The sequence below is a fragment of the Pseudomonas sp. NPDC088322 genome, from assembly GCF_044740745.1.
Classification (GTDB): domain Bacteria; phylum Pseudomonadota; class Gammaproteobacteria; order Pseudomonadales; family Pseudomonadaceae; genus Aquipseudomonas; species Aquipseudomonas shirazensis.
This window is the reverse complement of record NZ_JBIURK010000003.1, coordinates 678118-694388: the sequence shown is the minus strand read 5'-3', so window position 1 is coordinate 694388 and position 16271 is coordinate 678118. Positions and strand designations below refer to the sequence as shown.

Here is a 16271-nt window from a genome sequence, read left to right as displayed (position 1 = left end):
ACTCGGGCATCCGCCCTGCAGTGAACGCCGGTGTTTCGGTATCCCGCGTAGGTGGTGCCGCTCAGACCAAGATCATCAAGAAGCTCTCCGGTGGCATCCGTACCGCCCTGGCTCAGTACCGTGAACTGGCTGCATTCGCCCAGTTCGCATCTGACCTGGACGAAGCCACCCGCAAGCAGCTCGAGCACGGTCAACGTGTAACCGAGCTGATGAAGCAGAAGCAATACGCTCCAATGTCCATCGCGGACATGGCGCTGTCGCTGTATGCCGCTGAGCGTGGGTTCCTGACCGACGTTGAAATCGCCAAGGTTGGCAGCTTCGAACAAGCGCTGATCGCCTACTTCAACCGTGATCACGCCGATTTGATGGCCAAGATCAACGTGAAGGGTGACTTCAACGACGAAATCGATTCGGGCATCAAAGCCGGTATCGAGAAGTTCAAGGCCACCCAAACCTGGTAAGCCGCGGCGGGGGCTTCGGCCCCCGCTTGCTAACCTGATAGGTGATACATGGCAGGCGCAAAAGAGATTCGCAGTAAGATTGCGAGCATCAAAAGCACGCAAAAGATTACCAGCGCCATGGAGAAAGTGGCGGTCAGCAAAATGCGCAGGGCTCAAATGCGCATGGCTGCTAGCCGTCCCTATGCGGAGCGTATCCGCCAGGTGATCGGTCATCTGGCCAACGCCAACCCGGAATACCGCCACCCGTTCATGATCGAACGTGCCGTAAAGCGCGTCGGTTATATCGTGGTGAGCAGTGACCGTGGTCTGTGCGGTGGCTTGAATACCAACCTGTTCAAGGCCCTGGTCAAGGACATGAACGCCAATCGCGAGCAGGGTGTTGAAATCGACCTGTGCGTGATCGGTAGCAAGGGTGCGACTTTCTTCCGCATCTTTGGCGGCAACGTGGTAGCTGCAATCAGCCATCTGGGCGAAGAACCGTCGATCAATGATCTGATCGGTTCCGTCAAGGTCATGCTGGACGCCTACCTGGATGGCCGTATCGACCGCCTTTCGGTGGTATCGAACAAGTTCATCAATACCATGACGCAAAGTCCGACGGTCGAGCAGTTGGTACCGTTGGTGGCAACCCCGGATCAAGAACTCAAGCACCACTGGGACTACCTCTACGAACCCGATGCCAAAGAGCTGCTGGACGGCTTGATGGTGCGTTACGTGGAGTCGCAGGTCTACCAGGCGGTGGTCGAGAACAACGCGGCCGAACAGGCTGCCCGGATGATCGCCATGAAAAACGCCACAGACAACGCCGGTGACCTGATCAGCGACCTCCAGCTGATCTACAACAAGGCGCGTCAGGCTGCGATCACCCAGGAGATCTCGGAAATCGTCGGCGGCGCTGCCGCGGTTTAACGGTTCAAAAATTCAGAGGATCCAGCTATGAGTAGCGGACGTATCGTTCAGATCATCGGCGCCGTCATCGACGTGGAATTCCCACGTGACGGCGTACCGAGTGTTTACAACGCGCTGAAAGTTCAAGGCGCGGAAACCACCCTGGAAGTTCAGCAGCAGCTGGGCGACGGCGTGGTTCGTACTATTGCGATGGGCTCGACCGAAGGCTTGAAGCGCGGTCTGGCTGTAGTCGACAGCGGCGCTGCCATCTCTGTCCCGGTCGGTAAAGCGACCCTGGGCCGGATCATGGACGTGCTCGGCAACCCGATCGACGAAGCTGGCCCGATCGGCGAAGAAGAGCGTTGGGGTATTCACCGCGACGCACCTTCCTTCGCTGACCAGGCAGGCGGCAACGACCTTCTCGAAACCGGGATCAAGGTTATCGACCTGGTTTGCCCGTTCGCCAAGGGTGGTAAGGTTGGTCTGTTCGGTGGTGCCGGTGTCGGCAAGACCGTAAACATGATGGAACTGATCCGTAACATCGCCATCGAGCACAGCGGTTATTCCGTGTTCGCCGGTGTGGGTGAGCGTACTCGTGAGGGTAACGACTTCTACCACGAGATGAAGGACTCCAACGTTCTCGACAAAGTAGCCTTGGTCTACGGTCAGATGAACGAGCCACCAGGCAACCGTCTGCGCGTAGCGCTGACCGGCCTGACCATGGCCGAGAAGTTCCGTGACGAAGGTAACGACGTTCTGCTGTTCGTCGACAACATCTATCGTTACACCTTGGCCGGTACTGAAGTATCCGCACTGCTGGGCCGTATGCCTTCGGCAGTAGGTTACCAGCCGACCCTGGCTGAAGAGATGGGCGTACTGCAAGAGCGCATCACTTCGACCAAGGAAGGTTCGATCACCTCGATCCAGGCCGTATACGTGCCTGCGGACGACTTGACCGACCCGTCGCCAGCGACCACCTTCGCCCACTTGGACGCCACCGTCGTTCTGTCCCGTGACATCGCCTCCCTGGGTATCTACCCAGCGGTCGATCCACTCGACTCGACTTCGCGCCAGCTGGACCCGAACGTGATCGGCAACGAGCACTACGATACCGCTCGCGGCGTTCAGTACGTGCTGCAGCGCTACAAAGAGCTGAAGGACATCATTGCGATTCTGGGTATGGACGAACTGTCCGAAACAGACAAGCAGCTGGTATCCCGCGCTCGTAAGATTCAGCGCTTCTTGTCCCAGCCGTTCTTCGTGGCCGAAGTCTTCACCGGTTCTCCAGGCAAATACGTTTCCCTGAAAGACACCATCGCAGGCTTCAGCGGCATCCTCAAAGGTGACTACGACCACCTGCCAGAACAAGCGTTCTACATGGTCGGCAGCATCGAAGAAGCTGTTGAGAAAGCCAAGAAACTGTAATCCCGGTGCCCCGCAAGGGGCGCCAATCAGGTTGAGGCAAGCAGATGGCTATGACAGTCCATTGCGATATCGTCAGCGCAGAAGGAGAGATTTTCTCCGGTCTGGTCGAGATGGTAGTTGCGCACGGTAACCTGGGTGATCTTGGTATCGCTCCGGGCCACGCGCCGCTGATCACCAATCTCAAGCCAGGCCCGATCACGCTGACCAAGCAGGGTGGCACCCAAGAGGTGTTCTACATCTCTGGTGGTTTCCTCGAGGTCCAGCCGAACATGGTCAAGGTGCTTGCCGATACCGTGCAACGTGCTGGCGACCTGGACGAAGCTCAGGCCCAAGCAGCCCTCAAGGCTGCCGAGAACGCCCTGAACAGCAAAAGCGCTGATTTCGACTACGGCGCTGCTGCCGCGCGTCTGGCCGAGGCCGCAGCTCAGCTGCGTACCGTCCAGCAGATGCGCAAAGGGAAGTAATCGGCCTAGGCCGACGCTTCCGTTGCGATTGAGTAAAAGGGTAGCCTCGGCTACCCTTTTTCTTTTTCCGAAATTTCTCTTCGGTCACAGCGCTGACCGCCCCGGATTGGTAGCCAGTCAATGTCACTCGATATCGTTATTCTCGCCGCAGGCCAGGGCACCCGCATGCGTTCGGCACTGCCTAAAGTGCTGCACCCGGTAGCCGGCAACTCCATGCTCGGCCATGTTATCCACAGCGCGCGCCAGCTCAAGCCGCAAGGCATTCATGTAGTCATCGGCCACGGTGCCGAGCTGGTTCGTGAACGCCTGGCAGCAGACGACCTCAACTTCGTCCTGCAAGACAAGCAACTGGGCACCGGCCATGCCGTCGCCCAGGCCATCCCGGCGCTGACCGCTGACACCGTGCTGGTGCTGTACGGCGATGTGCCGCTGATTGAAGTGGAAACCCTGCAGCGTCTGCTGGCCCAGGTCAGCCCACAGCAATTGGGCCTGCTCACCGTCAACCTGGAAGACCCGACCGGCTATGGCCGCATCGTCCGCGATGCTCAGGGCCAGGTTGCCGCGATCGTCGAACACAAGGATGCCAGCGAGGCACAGAAGGCGATCACCGAGGGCAACACCGGAATCCTGGCCATGCCGGCTGCGCGCCTGAGCGACTGGATGAGCCGTTTGTCCAACAACAATGCCCAGGGCGAGTATTACCTCACCGACGTCATTGCCATGGCTGTAGCAGACGGCCTGGTGGTCGCTACCGAGCAGCCGCACGATGCCATGGAAGTGCAGGGCGCCAACGACCGCCGCCAGCTGTCCGAGCTCGAGCGTCATTACCAACTGCGCGAAGGTCGCCGCCTGATGGCGCTGGGCGTGACCCTGCGTGATCCGGCCCGCTTCGATGTGCGCGGCGAGGTGACGGTCGGCCGTGATGTGCTGATCGACGTCAACGTGATTCTCGAAGGCAAGGTGGTGATCGAGGATGACGTGCAGATCGGCCCCAACTGTGTGATCAAGAACAGCACCTTGCGCAAGGGTGCTGTGGTCAAGGCCAACAGCCATATCGAAGGTGCGGTGCTGGGCGAGGGCAGCGATGCTGGCCCGTTTGCGCGCCTGCGCCCGGGCAGCGTGCTGGATGCCAAAGCGCATGTGGGTAACTTTGTCGAGCTGAAGAACGCTCATCTGGGCGAGGGTGCCAAAGTCGGTCACCTGACCTACCTGGGCGATGCTGAGGTCGGTGCACGCACCAATATTGGCGCCGGCACCATCACCTGCAACTACGATGGCGCCAACAAATTCAAGACAGTGCTTGGCGCGGACGTCTTTATCGGCTCGAACAACTCGCTGGTCGCGCCTGTGGATATCCTGGACGGCGCCACTACCGCGGCTGGTTCGACCATCAATCAAAACGTCGAGGCCGGTCAGCTGGCAGTCGCGCGTAGCCGTCAGCGCAATATCGACGGCTGGAAGCGCCCTGTGAAAATCACCAAGAACTGATTTATCCACAGCCGTTAATCAGAAAGCCGACTTATGTGAGTAAGTCGGCTTTCTGATTTCAACAAGTGACAATCCGTTTCGAAAGTTACCCACAGGCGCAAGAACGCTTGACGAAGACACCGAGTTAGGTTTTGATTGGCCTACTTATCTTTCGAATCGAAACTTAACCTGTCATGTCGAAACGGAACACCCCCCAGCGCCGTCATAACATCCTTGCCCTGCTCAGCGAGCAAGGCGAGGTGAGTGTGGATAACCTGGCCAAGCGTTTCGAAACCTCCGAGGTGACCATCCGCAAGGATCTGGCTGCGCTCGAAAGCAATGGCCTGCTGCTGCGTCGCTATGGCGGCGCGGTACCGGTACCGCAGGAGCTGCTGGCCGAAGCTGTGCAACCCGTATCCCTGTACAAGCAGGCCATCGCTCGCGCCGCCGTGGAGCGGATCCGCGAGCACGCCCGGATCATCATCGACAGCGGCAGTACCACCGCCGCCATGATCCCTGAGCTGGGCCGCCAGCCCGGCCTGGTGGTGATGACCAACTCGCTCAACGTAGCCCGCGCCATCAGTGACCTTGAACACGAGCCGGTGCTGTTGATGACCGGAGGCACCTGGGACCCGCATTCGGAGTCGTTCCAGGGCCAGGTCGCCGAGCAGGTACTGCGCTCGTACGATTTCGACCAGTTGTTCATCGGCGCCGATGGCATCGACCTGCAGCGTGGCACCACCACCTTCAACGAGCTGCTCGGTTTGAGCCGCGTGATGGCCGAAGTTGCCCGCGAAGTGATCGTGATGGTCGAGTCGGACAAGGTCGGACGCAAGATCCCTAACCTGGAGCTGCCGTGGAGCAGCATCAGTACCCTTATTACAGACGAGCGCCTGCCCATGGCGGCGCGCGAAGCATTCAAAGCCCGCGGCATTAACCTGATCTGCGCCGCGATCAGCCAGGAGCAATAATATGTGTGGAATCGTTGGTGCCGTTGCTGAACGTAATATCACGACCATTCTGATCGAAGGCCTCAAGCGCCTCGAGTACCGTGGCTACGACAGCGCTGGCCTGGCTGTGCTGACCGAGAACGGCGCGCTGCAACGCCGCCGCCGCATCGGCAAGGTCAGCGAGCTGGATGCCGCCGTCGCCGCCGAGCCCCTTGCCGGCAAGCTGGGCATTGCCCACACCCGCTGGGCCACCCACGGCGCGCCGACCGAGCAGAATGCCCACCCGCATTTCTCCAGCGATGAACTGGCGGTGGTGCACAACGGCATCATCGAAAACCACGAAGAGCTGCGCGAAGAGCTCAAAAGCCTGGGTTACGTATTTGCCTCGCAGACCGACACCGAAGTCATCGTCCACCTGATTCACCACACCCTGAAAAGCACACCAGACCTGGCCGATGCCCTCAAGGCTGCGGTCAAGCGCCTGCATGGTGCCTACGGCCTGGCGCTGATCAGCATCAAGCAGCCGGACCGCCTGGTCGCCGCACGCAGCGGCAGCCCGCTGGTGATCGGCCTCGGCCACGGCGAAAACTTCCTCGCCTCCGACCAGTTGGCCCTGCGCCAGGTCACTGACCGCTTCATGTACCTGGAGGAGGGCGACATCGCCGAAATCCGCCGCGACCAGATCACCATCTGGGACCAGGCTGGCGCTCATGTGCAACGCGAAACCGTGCAGTACCACGAAGGCGCTGAAGCAGCCGACAAAGGCACTTATCGCCACTTCATGCTCAAGGAAATACACGAGCAGCCAGCGGTGGTGCAGCGCACTCTTGAAGGCCGCCTGGGCGGTGACCATGTGCTGGTGCAAGCCTTCGGCCCACAAGCCGCCGAGCTGTTCGCCAAAGTGCGCAATGTGCAGATCGTCGCCTGCGGCACCAGCTACCACGCCGGTATGGTCGCCCGTTACTGGCTGGAAAGCCTGGCCGGCATTCCTTGTCAGGTCGAAGTCGCCAGCGAGTTCCGCTACCGCAAGGTCGTGGTGCAGCCAGACACCCTGTTCGTGTCGATTTCCCAGTCGGGCGAAACTGCCGACACCTTGGCCGCCCTGCGCAACGCCAAGGAGCTCGGCTTCCTTGGCAGCCTGGCCATCTGCAACGTCGGCATCAGCTCGCTGGTGCGCGAGTCCGACCTGACCTTGCTGACCCTGGCTGGCCCGGAAATCGGCGTTGCCTCGACCAAGGCCTTCACCACCCAGCTGGTCTCGCTGATGCTGCTCACCCTGGCCCTCGGCCGCGTACGTGGCACCCTCGAAGCCGGTGTAGAAGCAGAGCTGGTCGAAGAGCTGCGCCGCCTGCCGACTCGCCTGGGCGAAGCGCTGGCGATGGACGGCGTGGTCGAGAAGATCGCCGAGCTGTTCGCCGACAAGCACCACACCCTGTTCCTCGGCCGCGGCGCGCAGTACCCGGTAGCCATGGAAGGTGCGCTCAAGCTCAAGGAAATCTCCTACATCCACGCTGAAGCCTACCCAGCTGGCGAGCTCAAGCACGGCCCGCTGGCGCTGGTAGACGCCGACATGCCGGTAGTCACCGTCGCGCCGAACAACGAACTGCTGGAGAAGCTCAAGTCCAACCTGCAGGAAGTCCGCGCCCGCGGCGGTGAGCTGGTAGTGTTTGCCGATGAGCACGCCGGCATGAGCAATGCAGAAGGCATTCACGTGATCAACGTGCCGCACATCGCCGACGCGCTGGCGCCGATCCTCTACACCATCCCGCTGCAGTTGCTGTCGTACTACGTGGCGGTGCTGAAGGGGACTGATGTCGACCAGCCGCGGAACTTGGCTAAGTCGGTTACGGTGGAGTGATGTGAAGCTGGGAGGGCGGTTGGTTGGCCATGCAATATGGCTGACGCGAGATAAACGCCCTCCCGGATACACCACTCGCCCGCGATCCAGAGTAGATCTGTACGCCGCCAGCGGATAGTTAGTGGGAACACAACCGGGGCGACAAGGCTGCTCCGGTTGCGATTGGCTCGCAGCCTGATCCCTTGCCTTCATCGCTACAACTGCGGGCATGTTGCCGCCGACACCGATCTCACCGCCATCTTCGGCCCCCCCACGGTGATATGCCGGCTACTTGCCTTTCCCCAGCGCTCACTCATCTATTCGAAAATTCAGCAGTTGCTGCTTGAATGTAGAGAACGATCGTTCTACATTTAATCCATGGGCAGACCAACGATAGATCATCGAGACCAGATCCTCGCAACCGCCGAGAAACTCATTTACCAGAACGGTATTCATGCCACAGGCATGGATCTACTGGTGAAGACCTCTGGCGTGTCCCGCAAGGGCATCTACAACCATTTCGCTACCAAGGATGAGGTGGCCGCTGCGGCGCTGAGTGCGCGCGATGTGCGATGGATGCAATGGTTTAGAACAGAGTGCGACAAAGCGTCTACGCCGTATGACCGTGTGCTTACTATGTTCTCTGTTTTGAAGGGCTGGTTCGAATCCGAGGGTTTTTGTGGCTGTGCCTTCATCAATACAGCAGGCGAGGTTGGGAATCCCGATGATCCCATCCGCCAGCTCGCAAAGCTGCACAAGCAAAAGCTCCTGGACTACACGCTTGAACTGACCGAGCAATTGAACACCGAGCAACCGTTGGTGTTAGCCAGGCAGTTACTGGTGTTGATGGAAGGCGCAATCACCATGGCGCGAGTTATGGGTGATTATCACGCTGCTGATGATGCAAAGGACGTTGCGCGGATGTTGCTGAAAGAGTTCACGCCCTAACGCTTGAGCTGCAGAGAAAAAACTCAAACTTATCTATCCTGCTCGACTGGAGTCACGACCATGTCCAATGCCCAAACTCGCCCGCCACTTCCTCCTTTCACTCGCGAAACAGCGATTGAAAAAGTTCGACTGGCTGAAGACGGTTGGAACAGCCGGGATGCCGAGAAAGTCTCGCTCGCTTATACGCTGGATACCAAATGGCGTAACCGCGCTGAATTTGCCGCCAATCGCGAAGAAGCCAAAGGCTTTCTCACCCGCAAGTGGAAAAAAGAACTCGATTATCGCTTGATCAAGGAGCTCTGGGCCTTTACCGATAATCGCATCGCCGTTCGCTACGCGTATGAGTGGCATGATGACTCAGGTAACTGGTTCCGCTCCTACGGTAACGAGAACTGGGAGTTCGAATCGGATGGCCTGATGCATCGTCGTTTCGCCAGCATTAACGACATGCCTATCAAGGAAAGCGAGCGCAAGTTCCACTGGCCACTGGGCCGCCGCCCGGATGATCACCCAGGTCTGACCGAGCTTGGCCTGTAAAGCATCTAAACCTCCCGGCGTTGCAGCCGGAATTCCTTCGGCGTCAGCCCGGTAGCCCGCTTGAAGAAGCGCGAAAAGTAAGCCTGTTCGGCAAAGCCCAGACTGTCGGCCACCTGGCCGATGGTCATTGAGGTGTAGACCAGGTTGCGCTTGGCCTCGAGGATTACCCGCTGGTTGACCAACTGCAGCGCAGACTGGCCGGCAAGTTGCCGACACAGCGCATTGAGGTGGGCAGTGCTGACGCCGATCTGCCGGGCGTAGTCATCAATCTGCTGGTGTTCACGGAAGTGCTTTTCTATCAGCTGCGCCAGATGATCAAGGTGCTGCATCCCGCGCTCACGGGGTTTCGCGATGTGCTGAGCGCGCTCGCGAGCACGCCGTGAGATCCAGACCAGCAGGGCACACAGCAGCGACTGCAACATCAAGTCGCGCTCCGGCCGGCGCAACACATACTCCTCGGTCAACTGGGCGAACAACTGCTCCAGGTAGGCTCGGTCTTCGCCAGCCAGGTAGCAGTGTGCCTCAGCCATTGGCTTGCCTTCGAGCAGCGGCGCAAAGCGGTCGAGTACCGGCTTGGCCAGGCTGATCACATAGCCTTGGATGTCCTCGGAAAAGCGAAACCCGTGAATGCTCATCACAGGAACGATCTGCAAGGCACCACCGCTCACTTGCTGTTCGACATCTTCGACCAGGACTCGGGCCTGTCCGGCCTGCACGTAGAGCAATTGCGCCAGATCGCCGTGGCGGTGGGTCTTGATTTCCCAGTCATGCAGACGACTGCGCTCAGGAATCGACTCGCAGTGGATCAGATCTGGCGTCGGCCAGGACGTCTCGCCGTAGAGCTTGAACACCGGGATACCATTCACGTTCGCCATTGCCGATATCCGCAGATCCTCGAAAAGTCCTAAAAATAAAGCAGAAAGTGCCTTCTTATGGAACCTCTATCTGCGAAAAATACAGAACGACTAATCGTAACCCTGAGCCCCGGCTCATGAGGATAAGAACAATGAAGACTCAAATTGCCATTATCGGGGCAGGTCCGTCTGGACTGCTGCTCGGCCAACTGCTGCAAAACGCCGGTATCGACAACGTGATCATCGAGCGCCAGAGCCCTGACTATGTCCTCGGCCGGATCCGCGCCGGCGTGCTTGAGCAGGGCATGGTCGATCTGCTGCGCGAGGCGGGTGTTGGTGCACGGATGGATCAGGAAGGGCTGGTGCACGATGGTTTCAAGCTGGCCTTCAACGGTCGTGTCGAGCACATCAACCTGCGCGAACTGACTGGCGGCAAGACCGTGATGATCTACGGCCAGACCGAGGTCACCCGCGATCTCATGCAGGCTCGCCGGCAAAGTGGTGCGTCTACCTACTACGACGCCAGGGATGTGCAACTGCACGAGTTGAAGGGCGACAAGCCTTACGTCACGTTCATCCAGGACGGTAACCAGGTGCGCATCGACTGCGACCTGATCGCCGGCTGCGATGGCTATCACGGCGTTTCCCGCAAATCGATCCCGGACGGCGTGCTCAAGGAATTTGAGCGGGTGTATCCGTTCGGTTGGCTGGGCGTTCTGGCCGATACGCCGCCGGTCAACGAAGAACTGATCTACGCCAGCCACGAGCGCGGCTTTGCCCTGTGCAGCATGCGCTCGCCCACGCGCACTCGTTACTACGTGCAGGTCGCCAGCGATGAAAAGGTCGAGGACTGGTCGGATCAGCGCTTCTGGGACGAACTCAAGAGCCGTTTGCCCGAAGCCGTTGCCGCCAAGCTGATTACCGGCCCCTCCATCGAGAAAAGCATCGCGCCGCTGCGCAGCTTCGTGGTCGAGCCAATGCAGTATGGCCACCTGTTCCTGGTCGGGGATGCCGCCCACATCGTCCCGCCTACCGGCGCCAAGGGCTTGAACCTGGCCGCCAGCGACGTCAGCACCCTTTACCGAATCCTGCTCAAGTACTACCACGAAGGCCGCCAGGACCTGCTCGAGCGTTACTCGCAGATCTGCCTGCGCCGAGTCTGGAAGGCCGAACGCTTCTCTTGGTGGATGACCTCGGTGTTGCATCAATTCCCCGGCACCGACGCCTTCAGCCAACGCATGCAGCAGACCGAACTGGAATACTTCGTGAGCTCGGAAGCCGGGCGTAAAACGATTGCGGAGAACTATGTTGGCTTGCCGTACGAGGCGGTGGAGTGAATGATGGGCGCCACTCCTATACCCTCGGCAATCCAGCCAGCCATTGCAGCGGAACACTGACATGCACGGGATGACCCCAGAAGTATTAGCCGATCTTGCTCCCGAAGGAACGCTGCGAGTTGCGATCAACTACGGCAATCCGGTCCTCGCCCAGCAGGGCGCTGATGGCACACCCTTGGGCGTGTCCGTTGCCTTGGCCAAAGCGCTGGCCGCTGAACTCGGTGTCGAATTGCAGATAACCGGCTTCGACGCCGCCGGCAAGGTGTTTGCGGCGTTGGACCAAGACCTGTGGCGTGTCGCGTTCCTGGCGATCGAGCCGGTGCGGGCCGCTCAGATCGATTTCACCGAGCCCTATGTGCTCATCGAAGGTACTTATCTGGTCAAGCGTGATTCAGCCTGGCAGCACGTGGACGAGCTCGATCAGGCTCAAACCCGTATCGCTGTGAGCAAGGGCGCGGCCTATGATCTGTATCTGTCCCGTACCCTGCAGCATGCGCAGTTGGAGCGTGCAGACACGTCCCCTGCCGCCGTGGATCTGTTCATCGCCAATGGGTTGGATGCCGCTGCAGGGGTGCGTCAGCCGCTGGAGCAGTTTGCCTTGGGTAACCCTGAGTACCGGGTAATGGACGGCGCGTTTACCGCTATTCGCCAGGCCATGGCAGTGCCACGCGGCAGGGATGCCGGCGCTGCATACGTTCGCGGGTTCATCGAGCGATGCCTGGCGCAAGGCTTTGTTCGTGGGGCGTTGTTGGCGAGCGGTCAGGCCGACGTCAGCGCGCCTCGCTGACCCTGGCCGACCAGCGTCAGCTCCCTGGCTGAGTAGCTGTACTACCCTGTTGCGAAGACGTCCGAACTTCACACGGGGGACTCTTCATGCAAGCGCAACTTCCACCCGCACTGCAGCAGCTGCATTTACCCTTGCGTCTCAAGCTCTGGGATGGCAATCAGTTCGATCTGGGGCCTAGCCCTCAGGTCACCATCCTGATCAAGGAACCGCAACTGATCAGCCAGCTCAGCCACCCCAGCATGGGTGAGCTGGGCACTGCGTTCGTTGAAGGCAAGCTGGAGTTGGAAGGCGATATCGGCGAGGCGATCCGGGTCTGCGATGAGCTCAGCGATGCCTTGCTGGTGGGGCAGCAGGACACCGCACCGGTACGCTCCGCGCACGACAAGCACACCGATGCGCAGGCCATCTCCTACCACTACGATGTGTCCAATGAGTTCTACCAGCTGTGGCTGGACCAGGACATGGCCTACTCGTGCGCCTACTTCAAGGAGCCGGACAACACCCTCGATCAGGCCCAGCAAGACAAGTTCGACCACCTGTGTCGCAAGCTACGCCTGCAGCAGGACGACTATCTGTTGGACGTCGGCTGTGGCTGGGGCGGGCTGGCGCGCTTTGCTGCGCGTGAGTATGGCGCCAAGGTGTTCGGCATCACCTTGAGCAAGGAGCAGCTCAAGCTGGCGCGCCAGCGGGTCAAGGAGGAGGGGCTGACCAAGCGGGTCGATCTGCAGATCCTCGACTATCGCGATCTGCCGCAGGACGGAAGCTTCGACAAGGTGGTCAGTGTCGGCATGTTCGAGCATGTCGGCCATGCCAACCTCGACCTGTATTGCCAGACGTTGTTCGGCGCCGTGCGTGAGGGTGGGGTGGTGATGAATCATGGCATCACGGCGCGGCATGTGGATGGCCGACCGGTGGGCAGAGGGGCGGGCGCGTTCATCGACCGTTACGTGTTCCCCAATGGCGAGCTGCCGCACCTGTCGATGATCAGTAGCAGCATCTGCACCGCCGGGCTCGAGGTGGTGGATGTCGAGAGCCTGCGCTTGCATTACGCGAGGACCCTGCATCAGTGGAGTGAAAACCTCGAGCACCAGCTGCACCGGGCAGCGGCGATAGTGCCGGCCAAGACTCTGCGTATCTGGCGGCTATATCTGGCGGGGTGTGCCTATGCCTTCAGCAAGGGCTGGATCAACCTGCACCAGATCCTCGCGGTCAAACCCTATGCCGATGGCCACCACGATCTACCATGGACGCGCGAAGATCTGTATCGCTGAGCGCCCTCAGAGCACCGGAGATATCAGCCGAGCGATACGCATCCCAAGCTGTTGCAGGCGATGGGTATCGCGGCTGTCCTCGGCAGTGATCTCCTTGGCGTGTGAGAAGTCCTCCTGCAACATAGCCTCGACCTGATCGGCAAACGCCCGGTCAACGGTCAGCAGGGTGATTTCGAAATTCAGCCGGAACGAGCGGTTGTCCAGGTTGGCGCTGCCAATGGCGCTGACCTCATCGTCAACCAACACCACCTTCTGATGCAGGAAGCCTGGCTGGTAGCGGAACATGCGTACGCCGGCGCGCACCGCTTCGAAGGCAAACAGGCTGGAAGCAGCGTAGACCACGCGATGGTCCGGTCGCGCCGGAATCAGCACGCGCACGTCCACGCCGCGCATCACAGCCAGGCGCAATGCGGCAAACACGGCCTCGTCGGGGATGAAGTAGGGCGTGGTTATCCACACCCGGTGCACCGCCGAATGGATAGCCTCGACGAAGAACAGCGAGCAGGTTTCCTGGGGATCAGCCGGGCCGCTCGCCAGCAGCTGGCAGAGCACGCCGTTGTCCGGGTAGTTGTCCTGCAGAATCAGCGGCGACAGCTCGCGCGTTGCCCAGTACCAGTCCTCGGCAAATGACTCCTGCAGGCAGGCCACGGCCGGGCCGTTGATCTGTACATGAGTATCGCGCCAAGGGGACAGCTGTGGGTTGCCGCCCAGGTATTCATCGCCGACGTTATGCCCACCGATAAAGCCGACTTCACCATCGGCCACGACGATCTTGCGGTGGTTGCGGAAGTTGACCTGAAAGCGGTTGAACCAGCCGCCGCGTGTGGCGAAAGCCTTTACCTGCACACCGCCATCGCGCAGTTCCTTCACATAGCTGGCGGGCAGCGCATGGCTGCCGATGCGGTCGTAGAGGACGAAAACCTGCACACCCTCGCCAGCCTTGCGCAACAGCAACTGCTGTAGCTCGCGGCCGATGATGTCGTCGTGGATGATGAAAAACTGGATCAGCACCGCTTGCTGCGCTTTGTCGATCGCAGCAAAGATCGCGTCAAAGGTAGCCCGGCCATTGATCAGCAGCTTGACCTGGTTGTTCGCCAGGCACGGCATGCGACCCAGCTTGGGCATGGCGCGCAGGGCCTTGTAACTGTCCGACTCGCGCGCCGCCAATGCTTCTTCAACCCATGGCCGCCAGTTCAGGTTGGCCATCGCCACGTGCATTTCCTGGTTGGCCTGACGGCGCGCCTTGATATAGGCGTTGAACGAGCGGGCGCCGAAGACTAGATAAGGGATCAATGCCAGATATGGGATGAACAGCAACGGCATCGCCCAAGCAATTGCGCCCTGGGCAGTGCGCACGGTGAGCACGGCATGCAGAGCAGCTACCATCCCCAATAAATGAGTGAAGCCAATCACGTAACCGAAGAAATAGGGGCTGTGGTAATCCATGTGCATCCTGCTTGCTGAGAACACTACTGATAACAGACCACGGGTCTAGTGTAGCGTGCAACCGACTGACAAATTTGACGTCTAAGCTGAGTCCGGCCAGTTGCCCGGTTATGCCAAGGAGCATTTATTGATGAACATCCGCCTGCCCCTGTTCGCCCTGGTCGTGGGTCTGACCAGCCCGTTGGTCCACGCACAAATGCTCCAGCCTGGGCTGTGGGAGCTGACCACCAGCGACATGCAGGTCGATGGCAAAGCGCTGCCCGACATGGGCTTCATGCTTGGTCAGCTGAAGAACCTGCCGCCTGAGCAACGGGCGATGATGGAAGGCGTGCTGGCTAAGCAAGGTATTACCGTTGGTGGCAATGGCGTGCGCTCGTGCCTGACACCGGAGCAGGTCAAGACCGACGATATTCCGCTGCAGGACCCCAAGTCCGGCTGCACCCAGAAGATCACTGACCGCACCGGCAAGGTCTGGAAGTTTGAATTCAGCTGCCCGAAAGCGCAGGGTCAGGGTGAAGCGACGTTCCTCAGTGACCGCGAATTCACCACCAAGGTCAACGGCACCTTCAATGCCTCGGGTGTGGAACAGAAGGGCAGCATGAATACCCGCGCGCTGTGGCTGGGTAGCGACTGTGGCACGGTCAAGCCACGGGTGGGCGGCTAAGCGCTATTGTTACAACCGGCTGCCCCAGCAGCCGGTTGCTGTTTCACCAGCGCCATTCGCTGACGGCTACCGCATCGTGCGCATGCAGGCTCTCTGCGTGCTCGACCTTTACGCTGAATCCATTTGCCCAAGGCAGCGCCTGCATCGCTACATGCAGGCGGCGGGCAGCATCTTCGCAGAACATCAGGTTCTGCCCATTGGCTAAAGCAAAGGCCTGCTCATCGGCGCGCTTCACTGCTGTCTGCACCGCGGTGCCCAGCGCTGCCTCCGTGCTATCTATCAGCACTCTGAAAGGCATTGTGTCGTCGCTCGTGGCTAACCTCACCTTGATGTGTGCTTCGCTGCGCTGGCTGTGCGGTGTGGCGACGATGCCCTCACTGCTGCCGAGCCAGGCAAGCACTGCCTCTTGCTGCAGTTCCACACCAGCGAAATCATCCAGGAACTGCTGCTGAATGAGCTGACGCGCCAGCGCAGCGGAACATGGGCATGTCGAGGAATAGGCAATCCGCACAAATAGTTCCACGTGGAACATTTCGTTTTTGATCGACGCATCAACGGTTACTGGATAGCTCTTCCAGCCGGCTAGCGAGCTGATCAACGCAGGTCGATTGACCAGATAATCAAAACTCAGACTGCAATGAGCGGCCGTAGACAGGCCTTCGTGGGTGTCGAGGAACTCGCTGAGCAGGCGGCGCAAGACAAGAGGCGACAGTTCGTCCTGCTCAAGGCTTTGCAATGCCAGGTACAAGCGCGACATGTGGATACCGCGCGAGCGTCCATCAACCAGATTGACGCCTGCGCTGGCGCGAGCACTCACCCGGTGCCCCTCGATGGTCACGGGCAGCGCGATGCCTTGCATGCCGACCCAATCCAGCGGCAGGGCCTGTGCGTCCATCTGTGCAGCAATATCGGGCAGGATCATGGGTGGCTTCCGG

Annotated in this window: 15 protein-coding genes and 1 pseudogene; 13 read left to right on the top strand and 3 right to left on the bottom strand. The window is 59.9% G+C overall.

All coding sequences use genetic code 11. The features are described 5' to 3' along the window. The 9 genes and pseudogenes from ACIOAU_RS10785 to ACIOAU_RS10745 form a co-directional block, all read left to right on the top strand. A pseudogene (locus tag ACIOAU_RS10785) lies at window positions 1-461 on the top strand (F0F1 ATP synthase subunit alpha); the annotation flags it as partial. A 48-nt stretch (window positions 462-509) separates the two neighbouring features. Next, entirely contained in the window at window positions 510-1370 is an 861-nt protein-coding gene (atpG, locus tag ACIOAU_RS10780; RefSeq protein WP_101322797.1) for a F0F1 ATP synthase subunit gamma, read from the top strand. Between the two features lie 27 nt (window positions 1371-1397). Further along, the gene (atpD, locus tag ACIOAU_RS10775; protein WP_101322798.1) at window positions 1398-2774 is read left to right on the top strand and encodes a F0F1 ATP synthase subunit beta; all 1377 of its coding nucleotides are present in this window, start codon (window positions 1398-1400) and stop codon (window positions 2772-2774) included. A 44-nt stretch (window positions 2775-2818) separates the two neighbouring features. Beyond that, the gene (locus ACIOAU_RS10770) at window positions 2819-3238 is read left to right on the top strand and encodes a F0F1 ATP synthase subunit epsilon (protein ID WP_101322799.1); all 420 of its coding nucleotides are present in this window, start codon (window positions 2819-2821) and stop codon (window positions 3236-3238) included. 120 nt (window positions 3239-3358) lie between these two features. Continuing rightward, window positions 3359-4726 (top strand): bifunctional UDP-N-acetylglucosamine diphosphorylase/glucosamine-1-phosphate N-acetyltransferase GlmU, encoded by a 1368-nt coding sequence (gene glmU / locus ACIOAU_RS10765; RefSeq protein WP_150572357.1) that lies wholly within the window; start codon window positions 3359-3361, stop codon window positions 4724-4726. 173 nt (window positions 4727-4899) lie between these two features. Then, window positions 4900-5676, top strand: coding sequence for a DeoR/GlpR family DNA-binding transcription regulator (locus tag ACIOAU_RS10760; RefSeq protein ID WP_101322801.1), 777 nt, complete (start codon window positions 4900-4902; stop codon window positions 5674-5676). Window position 5677: 1 nt separating this feature from the next. Next, window positions 5678-7513, top strand: coding sequence for a glutamine--fructose-6-phosphate transaminase (isomerizing) (gene glmS / locus ACIOAU_RS10755; RefSeq protein ID WP_401181829.1), 1836 nt, complete (start codon window positions 5678-5680; stop codon window positions 7511-7513). A gap of 357 nt (window positions 7514-7870) precedes the next feature. Further along, the gene (locus ACIOAU_RS10750) at window positions 7871-8440 is read left to right on the top strand and encodes a TetR/AcrR family transcriptional regulator (RefSeq protein WP_188036925.1); all 570 of its coding nucleotides are present in this window, start codon (window positions 7871-7873) and stop codon (window positions 8438-8440) included. A gap of 60 nt (window positions 8441-8500) precedes the next feature. Then, window positions 8501-8977, top strand: a complete 477-nt coding sequence (locus ACIOAU_RS10745; protein WP_101322804.1) for a nuclear transport factor 2 family protein — start codon at window positions 8501-8503, stop codon at window positions 8975-8977. 5 nt (window positions 8978-8982) lie between these two features. Here the strand turns inward: ACIOAU_RS10745 and ACIOAU_RS10740 are convergent, their stop codons facing one another. Then, window positions 8983-9852: a helix-turn-helix domain-containing protein gene (locus ACIOAU_RS10740; RefSeq protein WP_101322805.1), complete on the bottom strand. Its 870-nt coding sequence runs from the start codon at window positions 9850-9852 to the stop codon at window positions 8983-8985. Window positions 9853-9983: 131 nt separating this feature from the next. Here ACIOAU_RS10740 and pobA point away from each other — a divergent pair, with 131 nt between their 5' ends. From pobA to cfaB, 3 genes are all read left to right on the top strand, one after another. Further along, window positions 9984-11168: a 4-hydroxybenzoate 3-monooxygenase gene (gene pobA, locus ACIOAU_RS10735; protein ID WP_401181823.1), complete on the top strand. Its 1185-nt coding sequence runs from the start codon at window positions 9984-9986 to the stop codon at window positions 11166-11168. Window positions 11169-11229: 61 nt separating this feature from the next. After that, entirely contained in the window at window positions 11230-11955 is a 726-nt protein-coding gene (locus tag ACIOAU_RS10730; protein WP_150570330.1) for a transporter substrate-binding domain-containing protein, read from the top strand. Window positions 11956-12041: 86 nt separating this feature from the next. After that, window positions 12042-13226 (top strand): C17 cyclopropane fatty acid synthase CfaB, encoded by a 1185-nt coding sequence (gene cfaB / locus ACIOAU_RS10725; RefSeq protein ID WP_401181819.1) that lies wholly within the window; start codon window positions 12042-12044, stop codon window positions 13224-13226. A gap of 6 nt (window positions 13227-13232) precedes the next feature. Here cfaB and cls read toward each other — a convergent pair whose 3' ends face one another. Next, complete coding sequence (gene cls, locus ACIOAU_RS10720) at window positions 13233-14672, bottom strand: cardiolipin synthase (RefSeq protein WP_401181816.1); 1440 nt, start codon at window positions 14670-14672, stop codon at window positions 13233-13235. A 130-nt stretch (window positions 14673-14802) separates the two neighbouring features. On the opposite strand from cls, the gene ACIOAU_RS10715 reads away from it, so the two are divergent. Beyond that, window positions 14803-15336 carry a DUF3617 domain-containing protein gene (locus tag ACIOAU_RS10715; RefSeq protein ID WP_101322810.1) on the top strand — a complete coding sequence of 178 codons (534 nt, stop codon included), beginning with the start codon at window positions 14803-14805 and terminating at the stop codon, window positions 15334-15336. Window positions 15337-15379: 43 nt separating this feature from the next. Here the strand turns inward: ACIOAU_RS10715 and folE2 are convergent, their stop codons facing one another. Next, on the bottom strand, window positions 15380-16258 hold the full coding sequence (gene folE2 / locus ACIOAU_RS10710; RefSeq protein WP_150570333.1) for a GTP cyclohydrolase FolE2: 879 nt from the start codon (window positions 16256-16258) through the stop codon (window positions 15380-15382). Between the last annotated feature and the right edge of the window lie 13 nt (window positions 16259-16271).

Excerpts from the sequence above, each read along its gene's own strand:
- atpG (WP_101322797.1), top strand. The coding sequence starts at position 510 with ATGGCAGGCGCAAAAGAGATTCGCAGTAAGATTGCGAGCATCAAAAGC.
- atpD (WP_101322798.1), top strand. The coding sequence starts at position 1,398 with ATGAGTAGCGGACGTATCGTTCAGATCATCGGCGCCGTCATCGACGTG.
- ACIOAU_RS10770 (WP_101322799.1), top strand. The coding sequence starts at position 2,819 with ATGGCTATGACAGTCCATTGCGATATCGTCAGCGCAGAAGGAGAGATT.
- glmU (WP_150572357.1), top strand. The coding sequence starts at position 3,359 with ATGTCACTCGATATCGTTATTCTCGCCGCAGGCCAGGGCACCCGCATG.
- ACIOAU_RS10760 (WP_101322801.1), top strand. The coding sequence starts at position 4,900 with ATGTCGAAACGGAACACCCCCCAGCGCCGTCATAACATCCTTGCCCTG.
- glmS (WP_401181829.1), top strand. The coding sequence starts at position 5,678 with ATGTGTGGAATCGTTGGTGCCGTTGCTGAACGTAATATCACGACCATT.
- ACIOAU_RS10750 (WP_188036925.1), top strand. The coding sequence starts at position 7,871 with ATGGGCAGACCAACGATAGATCATCGAGACCAGATCCTCGCAACCGCC.
- ACIOAU_RS10745 (WP_101322804.1), top strand. The coding sequence starts at position 8,501 with ATGTCCAATGCCCAAACTCGCCCGCCACTTCCTCCTTTCACTCGCGAA.
- ACIOAU_RS10740 (WP_101322805.1), bottom strand. The coding sequence starts at position 9,852 with ATGGCGAACGTGAATGGTATCCCGGTGTTCAAGCTCTACGGCGAGACG.
- pobA (WP_401181823.1), top strand. The coding sequence starts at position 9,984 with ATGAAGACTCAAATTGCCATTATCGGGGCAGGTCCGTCTGGACTGCTG.
- ACIOAU_RS10730 (WP_150570330.1), top strand. The coding sequence starts at position 11,230 with ATGCACGGGATGACCCCAGAAGTATTAGCCGATCTTGCTCCCGAAGGA.
- cfaB (WP_401181819.1), top strand. The coding sequence starts at position 12,042 with ATGCAAGCGCAACTTCCACCCGCACTGCAGCAGCTGCATTTACCCTTG.
- cls (WP_401181816.1), bottom strand. The coding sequence starts at position 14,672 with ATGGATTACCACAGCCCCTATTTCTTCGGTTACGTGATTGGCTTCACT.
- ACIOAU_RS10715 (WP_101322810.1), top strand. The coding sequence starts at position 14,803 with ATGAACATCCGCCTGCCCCTGTTCGCCCTGGTCGTGGGTCTGACCAGC.
- folE2 (WP_150570333.1), bottom strand. The coding sequence starts at position 16,258 with ATGATCCTGCCCGATATTGCTGCACAGATGGACGCACAGGCCCTGCCG.